The organism is Streptomyces sp. CA-106110, assembly GCF_050936285.1.
Taxonomy (GTDB): Bacteria; Actinomycetota; Actinomycetes; order Streptomycetales; family Streptomycetaceae; genus Streptomyces.
Genome location: NZ_JBNJNB010000001.1, coordinates 547479 through 562987, shown reverse-complemented (window position 1 = coordinate 562987; position 15509 = coordinate 547479). Strand labels below are relative to the sequence as shown.

Here is a 15509-nt window from a genome sequence, read left to right as displayed (position 1 = left end):
CAGTTCGCCCGACCGAAGGTGGACTTGTACACGGCGCGCCGCGCCTTCCAACCTCGCACGGCACGATTGCGCCACGCTGTTGACGGCTGCCGGCATCGCGCCGCGGGCCATCCGAAATCCTTGGGCACAGCCAGATCAGCATCACCATGGACGTGTACACGCAGGTCGTGCACGACGATACCCAGCGGGAAGCGATCAGCCTCATGGATCGGCTGCTCAAGCGCCGTCTACCAGCTGCCTGGGAGGCGAGTGCCGTCAAATGGTGCCGTCAAAGGCCCCGGACCATGTTCGGTCCGGGACCTTTTGGCTGCTGCCCCCGTCAGGATTCGAACCTGCGACACCGCTTCAGGAGTTCGGTTCAGGGCCCGTCTTGGCGGTGTGTTGTGGCCTGGCGCCTTCGCGACCTCAGGGGAGGAGAAGCACTGGCTCAGGTCGGCGATGCCGCGGAAGTGGCAGGGAGACTTGACCGAAGGCATCCGTGGGCCCGGTCGATGGTGGTGATCCCGGTGACTTCCTCAATCCCCGCGCGAGCTTCCGTAAGAAGCCAGGTTATGTCCTCTCCAGATCTGCGGCGTACGACGTGTTCGGCACGCGGTGGCTAGTCTCGTCAGTGTTGACGGCGAGCGAGAGACATCCAGAACGGTGCGTTGGGCGTATTCCTACGCCGCGCACGGGCGTCCTCCGGCGAACCGACCCTTGAGGTCCATCCGGACGTCGAAGGTGCCGCGTAGGGACGCCTGGTCCGGCTCCGGGGGAGTTGACGAGCAGCGCGCGGCCATCTCCTGACAGAGGCGTGGGGCCTGACGGCAGGTGATGAGACAGGTGGCGAGACCGAGGGAGGCTTCGTGGATGTCGCTTCGTCGCTCCCCGTGGACGCGAAAGCGTCTGTGTCGTCATTGCCGTCACCTCATCGACCCCTCACCCCTCCTGGACCGGTACGCTTTCGTCCGGAGGCGGGAATGTTGATTGCCGTGGCTTTCGGCGCTGGTGGTGTCATCTGCCTAGTACTTGGCATGTGGTTCGTCTGGCGGCAACACCGCGGGCACGCCAGCACCCTCGTCGGATGGGGCGGACTGGCCATCGGAGTGGGGCAGTTGATACGCGCAGCAGGCGCTTTGACCGGAGACCGTCAGCCGCTCGGCGTCATCCTCGCCACCTGTTTTGCAGCGCTCAGCGTGGTCGGCTACATCCTGCTGGCGCGTGGCCGGGACACGTTTCGGAACGGTCGGGGCGGCCGGAAGCGCCGGAAGTTGCCTCCGATCCGCCCATGACAGGTTGCACCTCCAACACGCTTTCCAACGTGGCAGCCAACCCGGGACATCACTTCTTCTGGAAGTGACGGCCAAGTTTCTAACGTGCGGCGGTCTACCTAGGCCATCTTCCTGACCTGTGCATACGCCGGAGTTAGTTGTCATCGCCTGTCAACGATGGATTGCCGCGCACGGCCACTAGACGGCCCAGCACGGCACACATGGGCGATCACGGGGCTGATTTCACCACGTGCCCCAACGCCATGAGACCGAGTCCGATGACGATGAACGACGGATGATTAAGCCTCGATCCACCGGTCGGCTTTGAAGGGGTCTTTTGAGGTTTCGAGGGTCGGGCGTTGGAGCTGTGACTGGACGTGGGCGGGGGGTATTTGCTGGTCTGCCCAGCGTTTCCACGGTTCTGCTCCGGTCGGGCCCCTGGCGGGGCGGGATGGTCAGTGACGTCGGGCCGCCTCGGGTGGCGCGTGGACGGTGTCGAACAGTCGTGTCCAGGCGTGCTGCCAGGGCCATCGCTGCGGTAGGTGCAGGGTGAGGCGGCGGGCGGAGCGGGCGATCCTGGCGGGGACGTGGACGAGGTGGGCGCGCAGGGTGGCGGTGGTGGCTTTGGCGTGGAAGGCGGAGGTCAGGGCGCCGGTGGCCCGCAGCAGGTTGTAGGCCATGGCCCACAGGGTGAGCCAGGCGGCGTTGGCGTGGAAGTGCCCGGACGGCAGGTGGGCCAGTGCGGAGTTCTTGCTGTCGGCGATGACCTGCTCGACGACGGCGTGGTGGCGGTGTTCCCGCTCGGCCTGGAGGGTGGGGGCGGGGTTGTCGGTGAAGAACGGGTGGTAGCGCCAGGCGGGGAAGAGTTCGCCCTGCTCGCCGATGGTGTTGGGTTTGGCCAGGTCACGGACCCGGCGCACGATCAGCCGGGCGGTGACCCGGTCTGCCTTCTTCCGGCCGGCGAACGCGGTGTAGGCGGGTATCTCGGCGACTTCGGCGTCCGAGATGAGCTCGCCGCTCTCCGGGTCGGGCACGGCGGTGGGGTAGGTGATCTGCTGCCAGGCGGTGTCGTCGATGGCGGCGATGGCCCGTTTGATGGAGGGGTTCATGCCGGTGGTGAGGGAGAAGCGGGCGCCGGCCCGGCGGCAGGCGGCGATGACGCCGGCGTTGTAGAACTGCGAGTCGGCGCGCAGGATGCGCAGGCCTGTGCAGCCGGCCTCACGGGCGGTGGCCAGTGCCTCGCTGACGAGTTTCGGGGCGCCGCGGGAGTCGGCTGCTTTGCCGCGGCGCATCCGCACGGTGGCGATCACCGGTCGGGAGGTGGGGGTGCAGATCGTGGCGAGCAGGGGGTGCAGGGTGCGGATGCCCTTGAACCGGCCGTACTCGCCACCCTGCTTGGTGCGGCCGTAGACGCGTTTGTGAGTGGAGTCGACATCGATGAACGCCTTCTCGCCCGCGCCGGGCAGCAGCGGGGTGTTCGCGGCCAGCGCGGCCAGGAACTGACGGTGCACCGCGTGCAGTTGGAGGGCATGACCGTGGGTGAACGAGCGCAGGAACGTGCCCAGAGTGGACGGGGCACGGATACCTGCGAACAGCAGGGGCATCGCACCGTGCCGCAGCACGTCCAGGTCGTCGATGCTGTCCGCGCCCGCGGCCATGCCGGCCACGATGCTTCCGACCTTGGCGTCCGCCGCGGCACCCGCCCCGTTCTTCGCCCCCCTCAGCTTCACCTTGTCCGCCGTCAGACGGGCAAGCCCGCACCGCTCAGCCAACCGCATCACCGGGACCAGCCCGGCATACGCGACCAGATTCGCCTCATCGAACGCGGCGGACACCGCCGAAGTGGCATGGGAAGATTGCATCTCGCGGATGTACTCCGATTCTGTGGACATGGAACCCTAGGAAGTCCCATCGTCCCAGCTCAGAGGGCATCCGCGTCTTCATGTCCAAGCCCTGGACCGGCTATTGCCCGGTGGATCGAGGCTAAGTCCGCTCAACGCCACAAGTAGAGCACCCACCCCCCAGAGTCTGGGTTGTCGAACATGACGTTGCAGCCATCGGCCCGGCAGACGCCCAAGAATCAGGGCGTGCAGGCCCAGCACTGTGCAAGCGAGCCAGACGGCAGCCACCAAGAGGACCAGCGGCATCAACATGGCCGCCATCGACGTGCTCATCGCGTCCCCCGTCTTGTTGCCGGCTGTCTACTCGCCCGCGAAGTTTCGCACGCCTGCAGGGGATCACGCGGTCTGCGTAGCGACTTTGGCCCGGAGCTTCAACGACCCAGTCAAGCGCCACTGTCTGGGGCTTGAAGCACTGGTTTGGAAGATCGCGTAACCGGATCCGGGCTGAGATGGTGCGGCGTTGCGTTGGACGTCCTCGGGTTACTCGCCGTAGATCCCCGTTGTTCCCCGCTGGCCGCTGCCAATCGGGCGCGTAGAGGGCACGTGTGTCCCTCTGCCGTACCCTCGGTCACCAGGTGGTTGATCCCACGGAAGAACCTAGTGAGCGCTCACGCGAGCTGTGAGAGCTTCGCGCTGCCCCGTAGTCTCATGTGCATCCATTGGGGAAGGACGGGGGCACGCGATGGCGAAGCCGGTACGCGCAGCATTGGGTGAGATCTGGATCACTTGCCAGATCTGCAAGGGGGACGTGTTTCGGGAGCGACGTGTCCTGTTGAACAGCGCCGGCATGGAGTTCTTGAAGTTGGGTTGGGCCGATGAGAAGGCAACTGGCCTCATCTGCTGGCGGTGTGGGTACGTCCACCTCTTCGTCGACAGCGATATCAAGCTTTACGGAGCGGACAAATAGCGCAGATCGGTCTGGCAGCTCTGGTTCGCCGGTGCAGTCTCCGTAAGCCACCACTCTCCCCAGGTCCCATCCCGTCTGCCGTCGACCCGCACACCCTGGAGCGGGCGTGGTTCCTGGCGTCCAGGTGGTGCGCGCCATCGTACGAACGACTGTGCATAGCGGGGGAGGCGTGGAGGATGCCGGACCCGTGCCCGTGGAGGCACGCGCATGGCGGGTCGCTGGGATCGGTGCCGCTGCCGACCCGCCGCTCACGTCATCTCGTCTAGTTCCTGCTGCGCCCCGGTCTGCGCCGGGGCGCAAGCGCCAATCGGCCACAGCGTGGTGCGTCGGTGCTGTCGCCGGTCTCCCCCTGCCCACTGATCCCGCGACGATCCCGCGACCTCAACGGCGAGAGGGGGCATGCTGGTGTCTGTACAAGCGCGTTGGGAGGTCCAGGGATGCGTTGGTGGGCCGTGGGGTGGATGGTCGCCGGAATGGTCGTTCTGGCGGCGTGCAGCTCGTCGACGGATGGAGGTTCAGCCCCTGGGTCGTCCGGGAGCCGCTCGGCGGAGCCGTCGACCGGCGCGCCGACGCGCACGTCCGCAAGCCCGTCCATGAGCGAGAGCGTGAGCCCAACCGCGGCAAGCCCATCAGTGCCGGCCGGCGCGCCCTCCACCTCGGTGCAAGGCTGTGCCGCCGGGCACGCGAAGGTCGCCGTCAGCCCCGGTGACAGGGCCGAGCGGCAGCTGTGCGTGCGTCCGGGGACGGCGGTGTCTCTCGTTCTGGAGCCCCGGGCAGACGACAAGCGGTGGACAGGTGTGCAGAGTTCCGCGCCCGTTTTCGTCCTTGTATCCGAATGGCGGGTGGACGCGGACGGCACCGCCTACGCCACGCTGCGCTGTGCGGGCACCCGGGCCGGTAAGGCCAGGATCACCGGGCTGGCGAAGGCGCCAGACGTGGCAGGTGCGGCCCATGGCACCTTCACGCTGGACGTCAGTGTGGTGCCGTACCCGAGGGAGGGGTGACCCCGGAAGCCGGGATCACCCCTCCACCTCTCGCTGTCGGTTACGCGGGTGTCAGCCGCGGCCATGCACCTTGATGGTGTAGATACCGCGACCGTGCGTGGCCGCGTACAGGGTCTGGCCGTCAGGGCCCAGCTTCAGCTGGAGCACGGCGACGGCCGGCAGAGAGCCGACGCGCTGCCACTTCGTCTGACCCGGCGCGCGGTAGACGACCCCCAGGTCGGTGGCGACGGCGAGGCCGCCGTTCGCCGTGACGACCGCGGAGTTGGTCGGCACGTCGGGAAGGTTCGCCGAGATGTCCTTCCAGGTCGTACCGCCGTCCTTGGATTCGAAGACGTGGCCGACGCCGGCGCCGGGGCCCTCGGTCCAGTGCCGGGAGAAGCCATTGACCGCGAGGAAGACGTGGTCGGCGTTCTTCGGATCGACGGCGAAGCCGCTGAGGTACCGGTTGGGGACCGTGCCGTCCACGGGCAGGGAGATGTCGTGCCAGCCGGTGCCGTCAGCATTGCCGACCGAGATGCCGCGGGCGAAGCCCTGGTTGTTGCACGGGCCGCACCAGGCTGCGTAGACCTTGCCACCCGAAGCCGCGACGGCCGTCGCGGTACGGCCGGCGCCCAGGTCGTACACGCTCTTCCACTCCGAACCGCTGCGGATGGCGTAGCCATGGGTCTGCACCCACACATGGCGGCCGCCCGCGACCCAGGTCGAGCTGTTCTTCAGGTCGGCTCCGATCGGAGCGATGAAGCGGGCCTCGCCCGTGGCGTTGTCGGCCGGGGCGATGTTGTACGACGTGGCCTTGCTGGGGTCGGTGATCCAAGAGCCGTCGTTGACGGCGCAGTTCTGGGTCACCTGCAGAGCGAGGTAGACGTATTCCTGGGCGATGTTGCAGCCGTTGGCGGGATCGGTGAGGGTGTCGCCGCCGTCACCGCCGAAGTTGGAGCCCATCACCTTGTCGTTGCTGCGCAGGATGGACTGCCCGTTGTCCTGCAGACCACCGGTGACGGAGACTCCGCCGTGGTCCAGGTCCTTGCCGATGCCCACCGAGTAGTACTGGAGGGTGTCGATGGTGCCGTCGTTGAGCGAGGTCCAGTCGGTGGCGTGCCCGGCGGAGTCCTGGGAGCCGTTGACCGGCCGCTTGTAGGCGCCGCCGTCGTTGCCCACGTACACGAAGCTCTTGCCGCGGTAGCTGCCGATCGCCACGCCGTGCTGGTCGGAGTGGGTCGTCGCGTTGCAGTCGCCCGTCTGCTTGGCGGGGTCGATGCTCCAGCAGGAGAAGCCGAAGTTCCAGTAGGGCCCGACAGTCGACCAGTTGCTGCCGCCGTCCTTGGTCTCGTAGACCTCCTCGAGTCCCGCGTACACGTGCTGCGGGTCGCTCGGGTCGACGGTCAGGAACTGGTTGTACCAGGCCTGGACACCCGGCATGTAGCCGCTGGAGGTCAGCGCCGAGCCGTCGGCTGCCAGACCCTTGTAGTCGGCAATCTTCGTCCACGGGCCGGTGGGAGAGCCCGACTTGGAGACGTAGATGCCCTCCAGACCGCTGTCCGGATTGGTGTTGAGCTGCTCGGGCGACTGGTCGATCGCGTAGTAGCGCGAGCCGTCGGCGGACCGGGCGAAGGTGACGTTGCCGACGTTGTCCGGGTCCGACGGCAGGTCGCCCAGGCCGCTGGTGATCCGCGTCCAGGTGCCGTTCACCTTGGTGTAGAAGCCGTTGTAGTCGTCGCCGCTGCGCCAGCCGACCGCCAGGACCACCTTGGAGGGGTCCTTCGGGTCGATCGCGATGTCGTTGGCGATGTTCTTGTACGCGGCCGAGGAGTCGTGGGCCTGTGAACCACCCGGCATGTAGTCCGGGTTGGGCGCGAACTCCAGCTTCCAGGCGCCGCCGAGCTTCTTGGCGGAGTGGCTCCACACGCCCTCGCTGGTGGCCGCCCACACCTTGCCGCCGCCGAAGCGCAGTTCGTGGATGGTGGTGCTCTCCAGCTCGTCCCCGCCGACCCGGCTGCGGGTGGAGAAGGTGCCGTGGTGCGGGTTCGACAGGACGTATACGCCACTGCCCAGGTACGCGTCCGCGTTGGTCGTCGCCTCGCCGGTGCCGAGCCACAGGCGGCCCGCCCCGTCGAGCGTGAGCGCGCCGGTGGACTGCGAGGGCAGCCGGTCGCTGATCGGCTGCCAGTGCCCGCCTCCGGTCCGCGACCGCCAGACCCCGCCGCCCGCGCTGCCTGCGTACACGTACCCGTCGTCATCGGCGGCCATGGCGGCCATACGGCCGGTGACATAACCCGAACCGCCGCTGGAGTTGGAGTCGATGTCGCGGTAGCGCGGGTCGTCGGAGTCGTACGGCAGATTGGTGACGTTCCGCCAATGGCCACCGGAGCTCGGGAGGCTGGACAGGTTGCGCCAGGCGGCGCCGTACGCGCCCGGGGCCACGATGCCGGGCGAGGTGCGGGCCTCGGCGTACTGGTCCGCGCCTTCGGCGATCTCGTCAGCCTCGTTGCCGTCGTCGCCGTCGTCCGCCTTCGCCTTGGGGGTGATGCCACCCACCGAGTGCTCGCGTTCAGAGGCAAGTTGCGCGAGTGTACGGGTCCCGAAGGGGTTGCTGTGATGCTTGCCGGGCGCTGCGCTCGCGGGTATGGCGACGAGTCCGGCGGATGCGGTGATGGCGCAGATCGTGAGCCATCGTCTCTTACGGGTTGGTGCTGACACCAAGTCCTCCCACACGGGCAGTGATACAGCCGTCACAGGCGACCCGATCACGAGCGGAAGGAAGCATCCGGCACTTGAACAATTCTTGAATCAGAATCTGACATTCCAGTGGCTGGAAGTCGACGTGAAGTTGCAGTCAGGGACTTCGTCAGAGAGCGAGGGGAGGAGAGTCGCCAACGTTGGCCGGCGTTCCGTCCCGAACTATCGGCTGGACGGACATTACGGTCCGGGAAGCTGGTCGGGCGGTCGTCGGGGGCTATTGGCGGTCACCTTGGTGTGCGGTGGTTGCTGTACTGCGCTGCTGTACAGCAACCAGCCGCTCTTCAACTTGTCCTATCGCGTCATTACCTGGGACCCGTGTGCGTCCCGAGGCAGAGCCGCGTTTGGGGTGCCCCTCGTCCTGCTGGTCGATTCAGGCGCCTGCGGCCGTGACGACGGCGTCCGTGGCGAACCCGAGCAGCAGGCCGGCCAGGATGCACCAGGTGGTGAGCGTTTTCAACCCGGCCTTGCGTGCCACCGCCAGAAGTTCGATGACCACGTAGAGGATTGAACCGGCGGCGAGGCCGAGGAAGGCGATCGAGAGGGTGTCGTTGACGAGGTGCTGGCCGACGAGCGTGCCGAGGAAGGTGGGGCCGCCGCCGATCAGGCCGAGCCACAGCAGGGTGAGCCAGGACGGGCGTTCGCCCTCTGCGGCCAGGGGGGCGACGATGCCGAAGCCTTCGGTGGCGTTGTGCAGGCCGAACCCGATGATCAGCAGCACGGCGAGGGAGATCTCGCCCTTCGCGGCGGAGTTGCCGATGGCCAGGCCCTCGGCGAAGTTGTGCAGGCCGATGCCGGTCGCGATCATCAGGGCGAGCGAGCCGGCCTGGCTGCGGGTCTTGGGGGCCAGCTCGGCGGTGGCGGCGGCACCGGGCCCGGCGGGGCGTGCGGCGGCGGTCCGGCGGCGGGTGATCCAGGCGTCGTAGTGCACCAGTCCCGCCAGCCCGATTGTCAGGCCGGCCGCCAGGGTGGCAGCCCCGGAGGCGACCGTGCCCCACTCGTGCTTGCTCAGGCCCTCGTCGACCGGCTCCCAGGCGTGGGTCAGGACGTCCCACACGAGGAAGACCAGGATGCCGATGGCGACGGCGTTCAGACCCGCCTTGAGACGGGGTGTGGGCGTGCGCAGGCGGCCGATGGGGAGGCCGAGGTAGATGGTGAAGCCTGCGATGGCGCCGAGCAGAGCGATATTCGCGCTGGACATGTGGGACTTCCTGGTCTGACGTGCGGGGACGCGCCAGAAACTAGAGGAGGTAAGCCTTACCTAACAAGCTGCGCGGTTTCGATTTCAAGGAAGCTTGGTGAAGTCATTACGTAGCGGCAATGGCGGAGCCTGGTGCCGACCGGCGGTCATAGCGGCCGGGTCATGGCCTCCGGAGGGCAACACCGGACGAGGTCGGTTGCTGTCATTCGCTGCTGTACAGCACTGGCTCGATCGCCGAGTCCGGCTCGTTGTCCGCGGCCTGTGTTTCACTGTCCGGCCATGGACAAACAGGAACTCCTCGCGGCCGTTGACTCCTTGGTCCGGCCGGACGGGCAGGAGTTGGTGTGCGACCGGGCCAGGCACCCGGCGGGGCATGTGTGCCTGACGGCTTCCGAAGAAACCAGCCTGCCCGTGCTCATCAAGGAGCTCGGCGACCGGTACGGGCAGCTACGCAACCTCGCCGCGGGCGGATATGTCGATCCCACGGTGACCGAGCAGACGGGGCTGCCCCTCCTGGCACCTTTTGGGGAACAACTGGTCGAAATGCGCGCCTGGACGTGCGGCGGCTGGTGGATCGGCTGCGGGACGTTCCGTGCCGGTGACGGCGTACGGCTGGTGGTGCTCGTCGCCGAGCGGGCCGCACCGTCACCGGACAAGGTTCTGGACATGGTGCCGGACGGACTGCCGGAGGGTGCCTCCTGGGTGGACCGGGTTGTCGCCGTCACGGGGTGGCCGGCAGACCGGGCGTGGGTGGTGAACTGGGCGGAGGCCGAGGCCCGGCTGGGGACCGTGCTGCCCGGTGACTACAAGCGCCTTGTCGAGCGGTTCGGGTACGGCGCCTTCGACGACTACCTCGGTCTCTCTCTGCCCGGCGGCCCGCTGGGGAGCATCGATATCGTCGAGTTCAACGAGTGGTGGGCCCAGTGGACCGAAGCGCACAACAGCAACCCGTGGGAGCCGTACCAGCTGTACCCGGCTCCGGGCGGGCTACTGCAGTGGGCGGGTACCGAGCAACGGGACGACTTCTACTGGCTCACCGAGGGACCCGATCCGGACAGATGGCCCATCCTCGCGACGACGGAGGACCACGGCACCTGGCACCGGTTCGACGGCTCGACCGCGGAGTACCTCTACCGTCTGCTCACCGACCCGCGGCAGCCCTTCTCGACCGCCCGTGACTTCGATACCCATTGGTTCGAGAGCTACGAGGGCGTGGAAGCCGAAAGCGATTGACCGGTCCGGTGGCTTACCCACGGTCGGTGGAGCCTCAGCACCCGGACAACAGGACAGCATGCGTCGGTCAGATGGCGGGTCAGATCCCCCGGACGACGCCATCACCATCCTCCTTACGTTGTTACGTGGGTTCTTCCTGGTCATTCACAGTCAGCGGTGGATGTTAGATGCCGTGGACAGTCGTGTGACGAGCAGTGCTGCCGAGCCCAGGGTGATCGCTACTCTGCTCGCATGATCCCGCAGGAAGACCGTCAGTTCCCCGCCGCGCTCGCCGCTGCCATGGCGGTTCGGCTCGACTGTATCGGCGAGGACGGTGTGGACTTCGAACCCTATGAGTCCTTTCTGAGCGCCGACGTGACGACGGACTGGTTCCGTGCGTGGACGGGCAACGACGGCCTGGATGGCGACGCCTTCCGAGTCTTCGGCCAGGACGGCACCGGTGGGTGCGCGGCGTTCTGGCTGGTCCACCCGGGTCGGGAGTTGGTGAAGCAGCCCGTGGTCTTTCTGGGCTCCGAAGGGGAGACCGGAGTCGTTGCCCGCGACCTCGGTGCGTTCCTGTGGCTCCTGGCTGACGGTTTCGGTCCCTGGGAGGCCGCCACCGCGCACGAGCCCGAGCCCGATTGGGCTCCTCAGACCAATGAGGAGCTGGCAGCCATCGCGCAGCAGTACGCCCCGGGCTGCCGAGCATCGGCACCGGCGATCATCGCGCAGGCCGCACAGGAGTTTCCCGACTTTGACGACACCGTCATGGGGCAATGCCGCTGAACCGGGCCTACTGATCAGCCCTTCCGCTGACCAGCGGTCCTGATGAAGCCCACGGCCCTGACCAGCTCAGATGCCGTGGGCTGCTGTGGCTTCCACCTCCGACTCCCTGACCGAGGGAACCCGCTGCCGGGACGGCTCGACCCCGGCCTTGGGCCGCGCCTAATGGCTCTAGGCTGTCAGCTCGTGTGGGCCTCCACCTGGACGGATGACGCGAACGACGCCGTCACCCCATACATCGGACTGCCAAGGCTGCCCGTCGTGGAGTGGCCGGACGCCTGTGCCGACGACAGCCCGCGCGGCCTGCACTGGAAGACCCGCCATTTTGTCGAGAGGGCCAACCGCCGGCCATCCATCTGGGTCGATGACGAGATCAGCTCTATGGACCGCCTCTGACTCTCCGCCTTCCAGGTGAGTTGATCGTATCTTCACGGGCCGCCGCCCACCGTTTCCAGCGGGTTCCCTGCCGTCGTCACTCGACGCAGGCGGTCAGGCACACCCCTTGATCGAGGCATCGTGACAAAATATGCCAGTACGGGTGAAGAGGATGCTTTGGTATGTGCCAGGGAGCCCGGATGGATGCCTCGGACGAACTCCTTCGAACGGCTGACCCGGCGGCTCTGCTGACGCTTGACGGTGCCATCCGCAGCCTTAACGTGGCGATGGCCAAATTGCTGGGCAGGTCGGCGGATCAGTGCCTGGGACATGCATTCGGAGATCTGTGGCCCGCAAGCCAGCGGATGTCGGCCGACTGTCTCGTGGTGGCCGGCGCCAGGACGAAGACGGTCGCGATGCGGGTGCTGGAGTTCCCTGGGCGGGACGGAGAATCGGTTGTCTGCTTGATCGAGGCGCGGCAAGTGAAGGATCCTGCCGGTGGCGAGCAGCTGGTCTGGCTGCACGCACTGGATGCGCGCAACGACCTGGCCAGCCTGTTGATCCCGTTCCGGCTGGCCACCGCGGCCGCCGACCTCGGCCTGTGGATGTATTCACCCCAGAGGGATCAGCTGGAGTGGCTCGGCGGCCCCGCCCTGGTCACGACCTCGCCGGATCTCACTGCGCCACTTTCCAGAGTGATCTCGGCAGTTCACCCGGACGACCGGGAGGCCTTCCGGCAGCTGCTGCGCTCGCCCTCCGCCCAGTCCCCCTGGGTGAGGCTGCGGTACCTCGCCCCGCACGACGGCTGGCACCACCTGGCCGCCCAGACCCGTCGGATCCGGCTCGGGTACGGAGGCCCCGAGCGGGTCTTCGGGGTGGTCCGCGACGACACCAAGCAGGAAAAGCGCCAAAAGAAGGCGCAGGTCGCGCTGGCTGCCGAGCGACAGCGCGCCAAGGAAATCGCCGAATTCTCCTCCGCCTTGATCTCCGCAGCCACCGAGCAGGAACTGCGGCAGGTCGTCCTGACCCGGCTCGCCGCGACCTTCGGCGCCAGGGGTGCCCTGATCGCACTCGTCGACGACGGCCGCCTGAGCATCTCCACCGACGCCGGGATAGGCATGTGTGAGGTCGAGGCCTTCCATGGCATGCCGATGAACCATCCCACCCCGCTGCCAGAGGCGATCCGCACCGGCGAGCCGCAGTGCATCCTCGACCGGAAGGACTACATCCGCCGCTGGCCGAACGCGGCCGAATATCCGCACCTCGCCCGACTCGGCTCCGACTACGCCATCTCGATCACCCCCCTCAGCGAGACCGGCAACCAGCCGCTCGGGGCGTGGCTGGTGACCAACCACAGCGGATACCGGCCGACCCTGGACGAGCGGACCCTCATGGGTACGCTGGCCGACCTGGCCGGCCAGGCGCTGCGACGCATCAGACTGCAGCAGGCACGCGTCGAGCTGGCCACCGCACTGCAACAGACCATGCTCCCCACGCTGCCCGAGCACCTCCCGGGCCTGCAGGTCGCCGCCCGCTACCAGCCCAGCCGGGACGGGCTGGACATCGGCGGAGACTGGTACGACGCCTTCATGCTGCCCGACGGCGCGATCGCCCTGGAGATCGGCGACGTCCAGGGGCACGACGTGGACGCCGCCGCCTGCATGGGACAGGTCCGCTCGTTCATGCGTGCGATCGCCGACCAGGAACCGGATCCGGAAACCGTGCTGACCCGCACCAACAAGCTGCTCGTCACGATGGACCCCGCACGATTCGCCAGCTGCACCATCCTGCGTGTCGACCCGCACGACGGACGGGTCACCGGCACCAGCGCCGGCCACGTGCCGGTGCTGTGCGCGCACAGCGACGGCAGTCACGATGTCCTCGAGCTGCCGGGCGGGCCAGTCCTCGGAGTCGTGCCCGGCACCGAGTACCGCGGGGAGACCTTCACCCTGGACGAGGACAGCGCACTGGTCATGGTCACCGACGGCCTGGTCGAAGGCCCCGGCCTCACGTTGGAAGCCGGACTGGAACGAACCGGAACACTGGCCGCCCAAGCCGTCCACGACGGACTGAACGCCGAGGAGACCGCCGACCGCATCCTGGACGCCGCGGTCGCGGTCGACCACCTCGACGACGTGGCCGTGCTGGTCATCCGACGCACCTGACGGCGCCCGCGTCCCCACGAACCCTCTCTGCGGACCCCTTGGCAAGACCACTCTTCGGTGATGCAGCGTCATACAAGGGCGGCGTAGCGGCTTTGGGCTGGAGCTGCCTCGGCGCGAGTGATCATGGCCCCTGGTTCGGACCGCCAGGATCGGCGGCCGGCTCAGCTGAGCCACAGCTCTCAGCCGGGCCCCGGTCGGCCTCCCAGACCACAGACTTGCACGAACTACCTGACGTGCTCCGACTTCGACCCCCGGGGCTCAGGCAGTGGTGCGCAGTGGCGGCACGGTGGGGACCTCGGTGGCTCGGTCGATGTCCTCGGCGGTGACTCGGAACTCCTGCGGGTAAGCGTCGCGGCGGGTCCGGGAGGCAGGCTCGCTGGTTCGCCACATGTACAGGCAGCGCGTGCACTGCAGCACGTCCCAGATGCCGGGGACGGGTGAGGTGGTGATGGTTTCGACGGTGTCGTGGGCGCAGCGGGGGCAGATCATGATCGGTTCCTGTGGCTTGTCGGTGTTCGTGGGGCGGGCGGGAGTCGGGGTCAGCGTGTCGCGAGGAGGGTCCGCAGACGGGTGGCCCATTCCTTGGCCTCGGGCACGTCCTTGACGGGGGTTTCGAAGTTGCCCCGAACGTCCGGTGCGACGGGGGTGGTGGCGTCGATGATCATCTTGCTGGTCATCCCGGACGGCTCGCCGGCCGGAGCCAGCGGTACGACCGACAGGTGGGGGATGATGACGACGTCCTCGCGGGGGTTGACCTTGGCGGACTGGGCCCACATCACCTGTGGCAGGTTGAAGGGGTCCACGTCCTCGTCGACGAGGATCACCTGGCTGACGAAGCCGAGTCCGTGCGGGGTGGTCATCGCGCGCATACCGACCGCTTTGGCGAAGCCGCCGTAGCGCTGCTTGAGCGAGATGATGACCAGCAGGCCGTGGGTGTACATGGCGTTGACGGCCTGGACCTCGGGGAACTCCGCGCGCAGCTGGTTGAGCAGCGGGACGCACGTGTTGGGGCCGAGGAGGTAGTCGATCTCCGTCCACGGCTTGCCGAGGTAGAGCGATTCGAAGATCGGGGCGGTGCGGTAGGAGATGCGGTCGATGCGGACGACCGGCATGCGTCGGCCGCCCGAGTAGTGGCCGGTGAACTCGCCGAAGGGGCCTTCGTACTGACGCACTCGCGACTCGATGACGCCTTCGATGACGACCTCGGATCCCCAGGGCACGTCGAGTCCGGTGAGCGGTGCGGTGGCGATCGGCGCGGGAGCGCCGCGCAGGGCGCCGGCCAACTCGTATTCGGACTGGTCGTAGGCCATCGGCGTGCCGGCCACGATGCTGATGACCGGGTCGTTGCCCAGGGTGATCGCGATGGGTAGGTCCTCGCCGCGCTCCTCCGCCGCGCGCAGGTGCAGTGCGAGGTCGTGGACCGGCACGGGCTGGATGGCCAGGCGGTTTCGTCCGACGACCTCCATGCGGTAGACGCCGACGTTTTGCTTGTCGAAGTTGTCCGGGTCCTCCGGGTCGCGGGAGATGACCGCGGCCTTGTCCAGGTAGAAGCCGCCGTCGCCCTCGTTGAGGCGGAAGAGCGGAAGCACCTCGAAGAGATCGATGTCGTCCCCTTCCATGGTGTTCTCCCGCCAGGGCGCGTCCTCGCGGCGTTCTGGGGCGATCGGGAAGGCGTCCCAGCGGCGGGCGAACTCCTCGACCTGGTCCTTGGTGGAGGTCTCCTTGGGCAGTCCTAGCGCGAGGGCGTGGTTGCGCCAGGAGCCGTGCAGGTTCAGGGCGATGCGGGCGTCGGTGAAGCCCTTGACGTTGTCGAAGTACAGGGCGGGCGCGTCCTCGCCGAGCTGGCAGGCGGCGTTGGCCGCGGCAGCCAGGTCGGGCTCGGGCAGCACTTCGTCGGTGACGCGCAGCAGCTGGCCCTCCTTCTCCAGGACGGCGAGGAAGGACCGAAGGTCGTCGTAAGGCATGTGGATCTCCA

The 15509-nt window shown here is 67.6% G+C and carries 9 protein-coding genes and 2 pseudogenes; 6 read left to right on the top strand and 5 right to left on the bottom strand.

Annotated elements, in window-relative coordinates; genetic code table 11:
* Positions 1 to 55: 55 nt before the first annotated feature.
* Positions 56 to 227: pseudogene (locus ACQEXA_RS02810) on the top strand (tyrosine-type recombinase/integrase); the annotation flags it as partial.
* Positions 228 to 1705: 1478 nt separating this feature from the next.
* Here the strand turns inward: ACQEXA_RS02810 and ACQEXA_RS02805 are convergent.
* Complete coding sequence (locus tag ACQEXA_RS02805; protein ID WP_433134430.1) at positions 1706 to 3112, bottom strand: IS1380 family transposase; 1407 nt, start codon at positions 3110 to 3112, stop codon at positions 1706 to 1708.
* 1743 nt (positions 3113 to 4855) lie between these two features.
* Here ACQEXA_RS02805 and ACQEXA_RS02800 point away from each other — a divergent pair.
* Entirely contained in the window at positions 4856 to 5062 is a 207-nt protein-coding gene (locus tag ACQEXA_RS02800) for an acetyl-CoA synthetase (RefSeq protein ID WP_433128455.1), read from the top strand.
* 51 nt (positions 5063 to 5113) lie between these two features.
* Here the strand turns inward: ACQEXA_RS02800 and ACQEXA_RS02795 are convergent, their stop codons facing one another.
* On the bottom strand, positions 5114 to 7759 hold the full coding sequence (locus tag ACQEXA_RS02795) for a glycosyl hydrolase (RefSeq protein WP_432937529.1): 2646 nt from the start codon (positions 7757 to 7759) through the stop codon (positions 5114 to 5116).
* Positions 7760 to 8171: 412 nt separating this feature from the next.
* Positions 8172 to 8999, bottom strand: a complete 828-nt coding sequence (locus ACQEXA_RS02790) for a ZIP family metal transporter (protein ID WP_432937532.1) — start codon at positions 8997 to 8999, stop codon at positions 8172 to 8174.
* 279 nt (positions 9000 to 9278) lie between these two features.
* Here ACQEXA_RS02790 and ACQEXA_RS02785 point away from each other — a divergent pair, with 279 nt between their 5' ends.
* From ACQEXA_RS02785 to ACQEXA_RS02770, 4 genes and pseudogenes are all read left to right on the top strand, one after another.
* Entirely contained in the window at positions 9279 to 10232 is a 954-nt protein-coding gene (locus tag ACQEXA_RS02785; protein WP_433128453.1) for a hypothetical protein, read from the top strand.
* Between the two features lie 231 nt (positions 10233 to 10463).
* A complete protein-coding gene (locus ACQEXA_RS02780) occupies positions 10464 to 10997 on the top strand; it encodes an SMI1/KNR4 family protein (RefSeq protein ID WP_433128452.1) in 534 nt (177 codons plus the stop codon).
* A gap of 108 nt (positions 10998 to 11105) precedes the next feature.
* Positions 11106 to 11384, top strand: a pseudogene (locus tag ACQEXA_RS02775) (hypothetical protein); the annotation flags it as partial.
* A gap of 167 nt (positions 11385 to 11551) precedes the next feature.
* Entirely contained in the window at positions 11552 to 13534 is a 1983-nt protein-coding gene (locus ACQEXA_RS02770) for a SpoIIE family protein phosphatase (RefSeq protein ID WP_433128450.1), read from the top strand.
* Between the two features lie 258 nt (positions 13535 to 13792).
* On the opposite strand, the gene ACQEXA_RS02765 is transcribed toward ACQEXA_RS02770, so the two are convergent.
* Both ACQEXA_RS02765 and ACQEXA_RS02760 read right to left on the bottom strand, forming a co-directional pair.
* A complete protein-coding gene (locus tag ACQEXA_RS02765; protein WP_432937542.1) occupies positions 13793 to 14023 on the bottom strand; it encodes a non-oxidative hydroxyarylic acid decarboxylases subunit D in 231 nt (76 codons plus the stop codon).
* Between the two features lie 50 nt (positions 14024 to 14073).
* Positions 14074 to 15498, bottom strand: coding sequence for a non-oxidative hydroxyarylic acid decarboxylases subunit C (locus ACQEXA_RS02760; protein ID WP_432937545.1), 1425 nt, complete (start codon positions 15496 to 15498; stop codon positions 14074 to 14076).
* Positions 15499 to 15509: the final 11 nt, after the last annotated feature.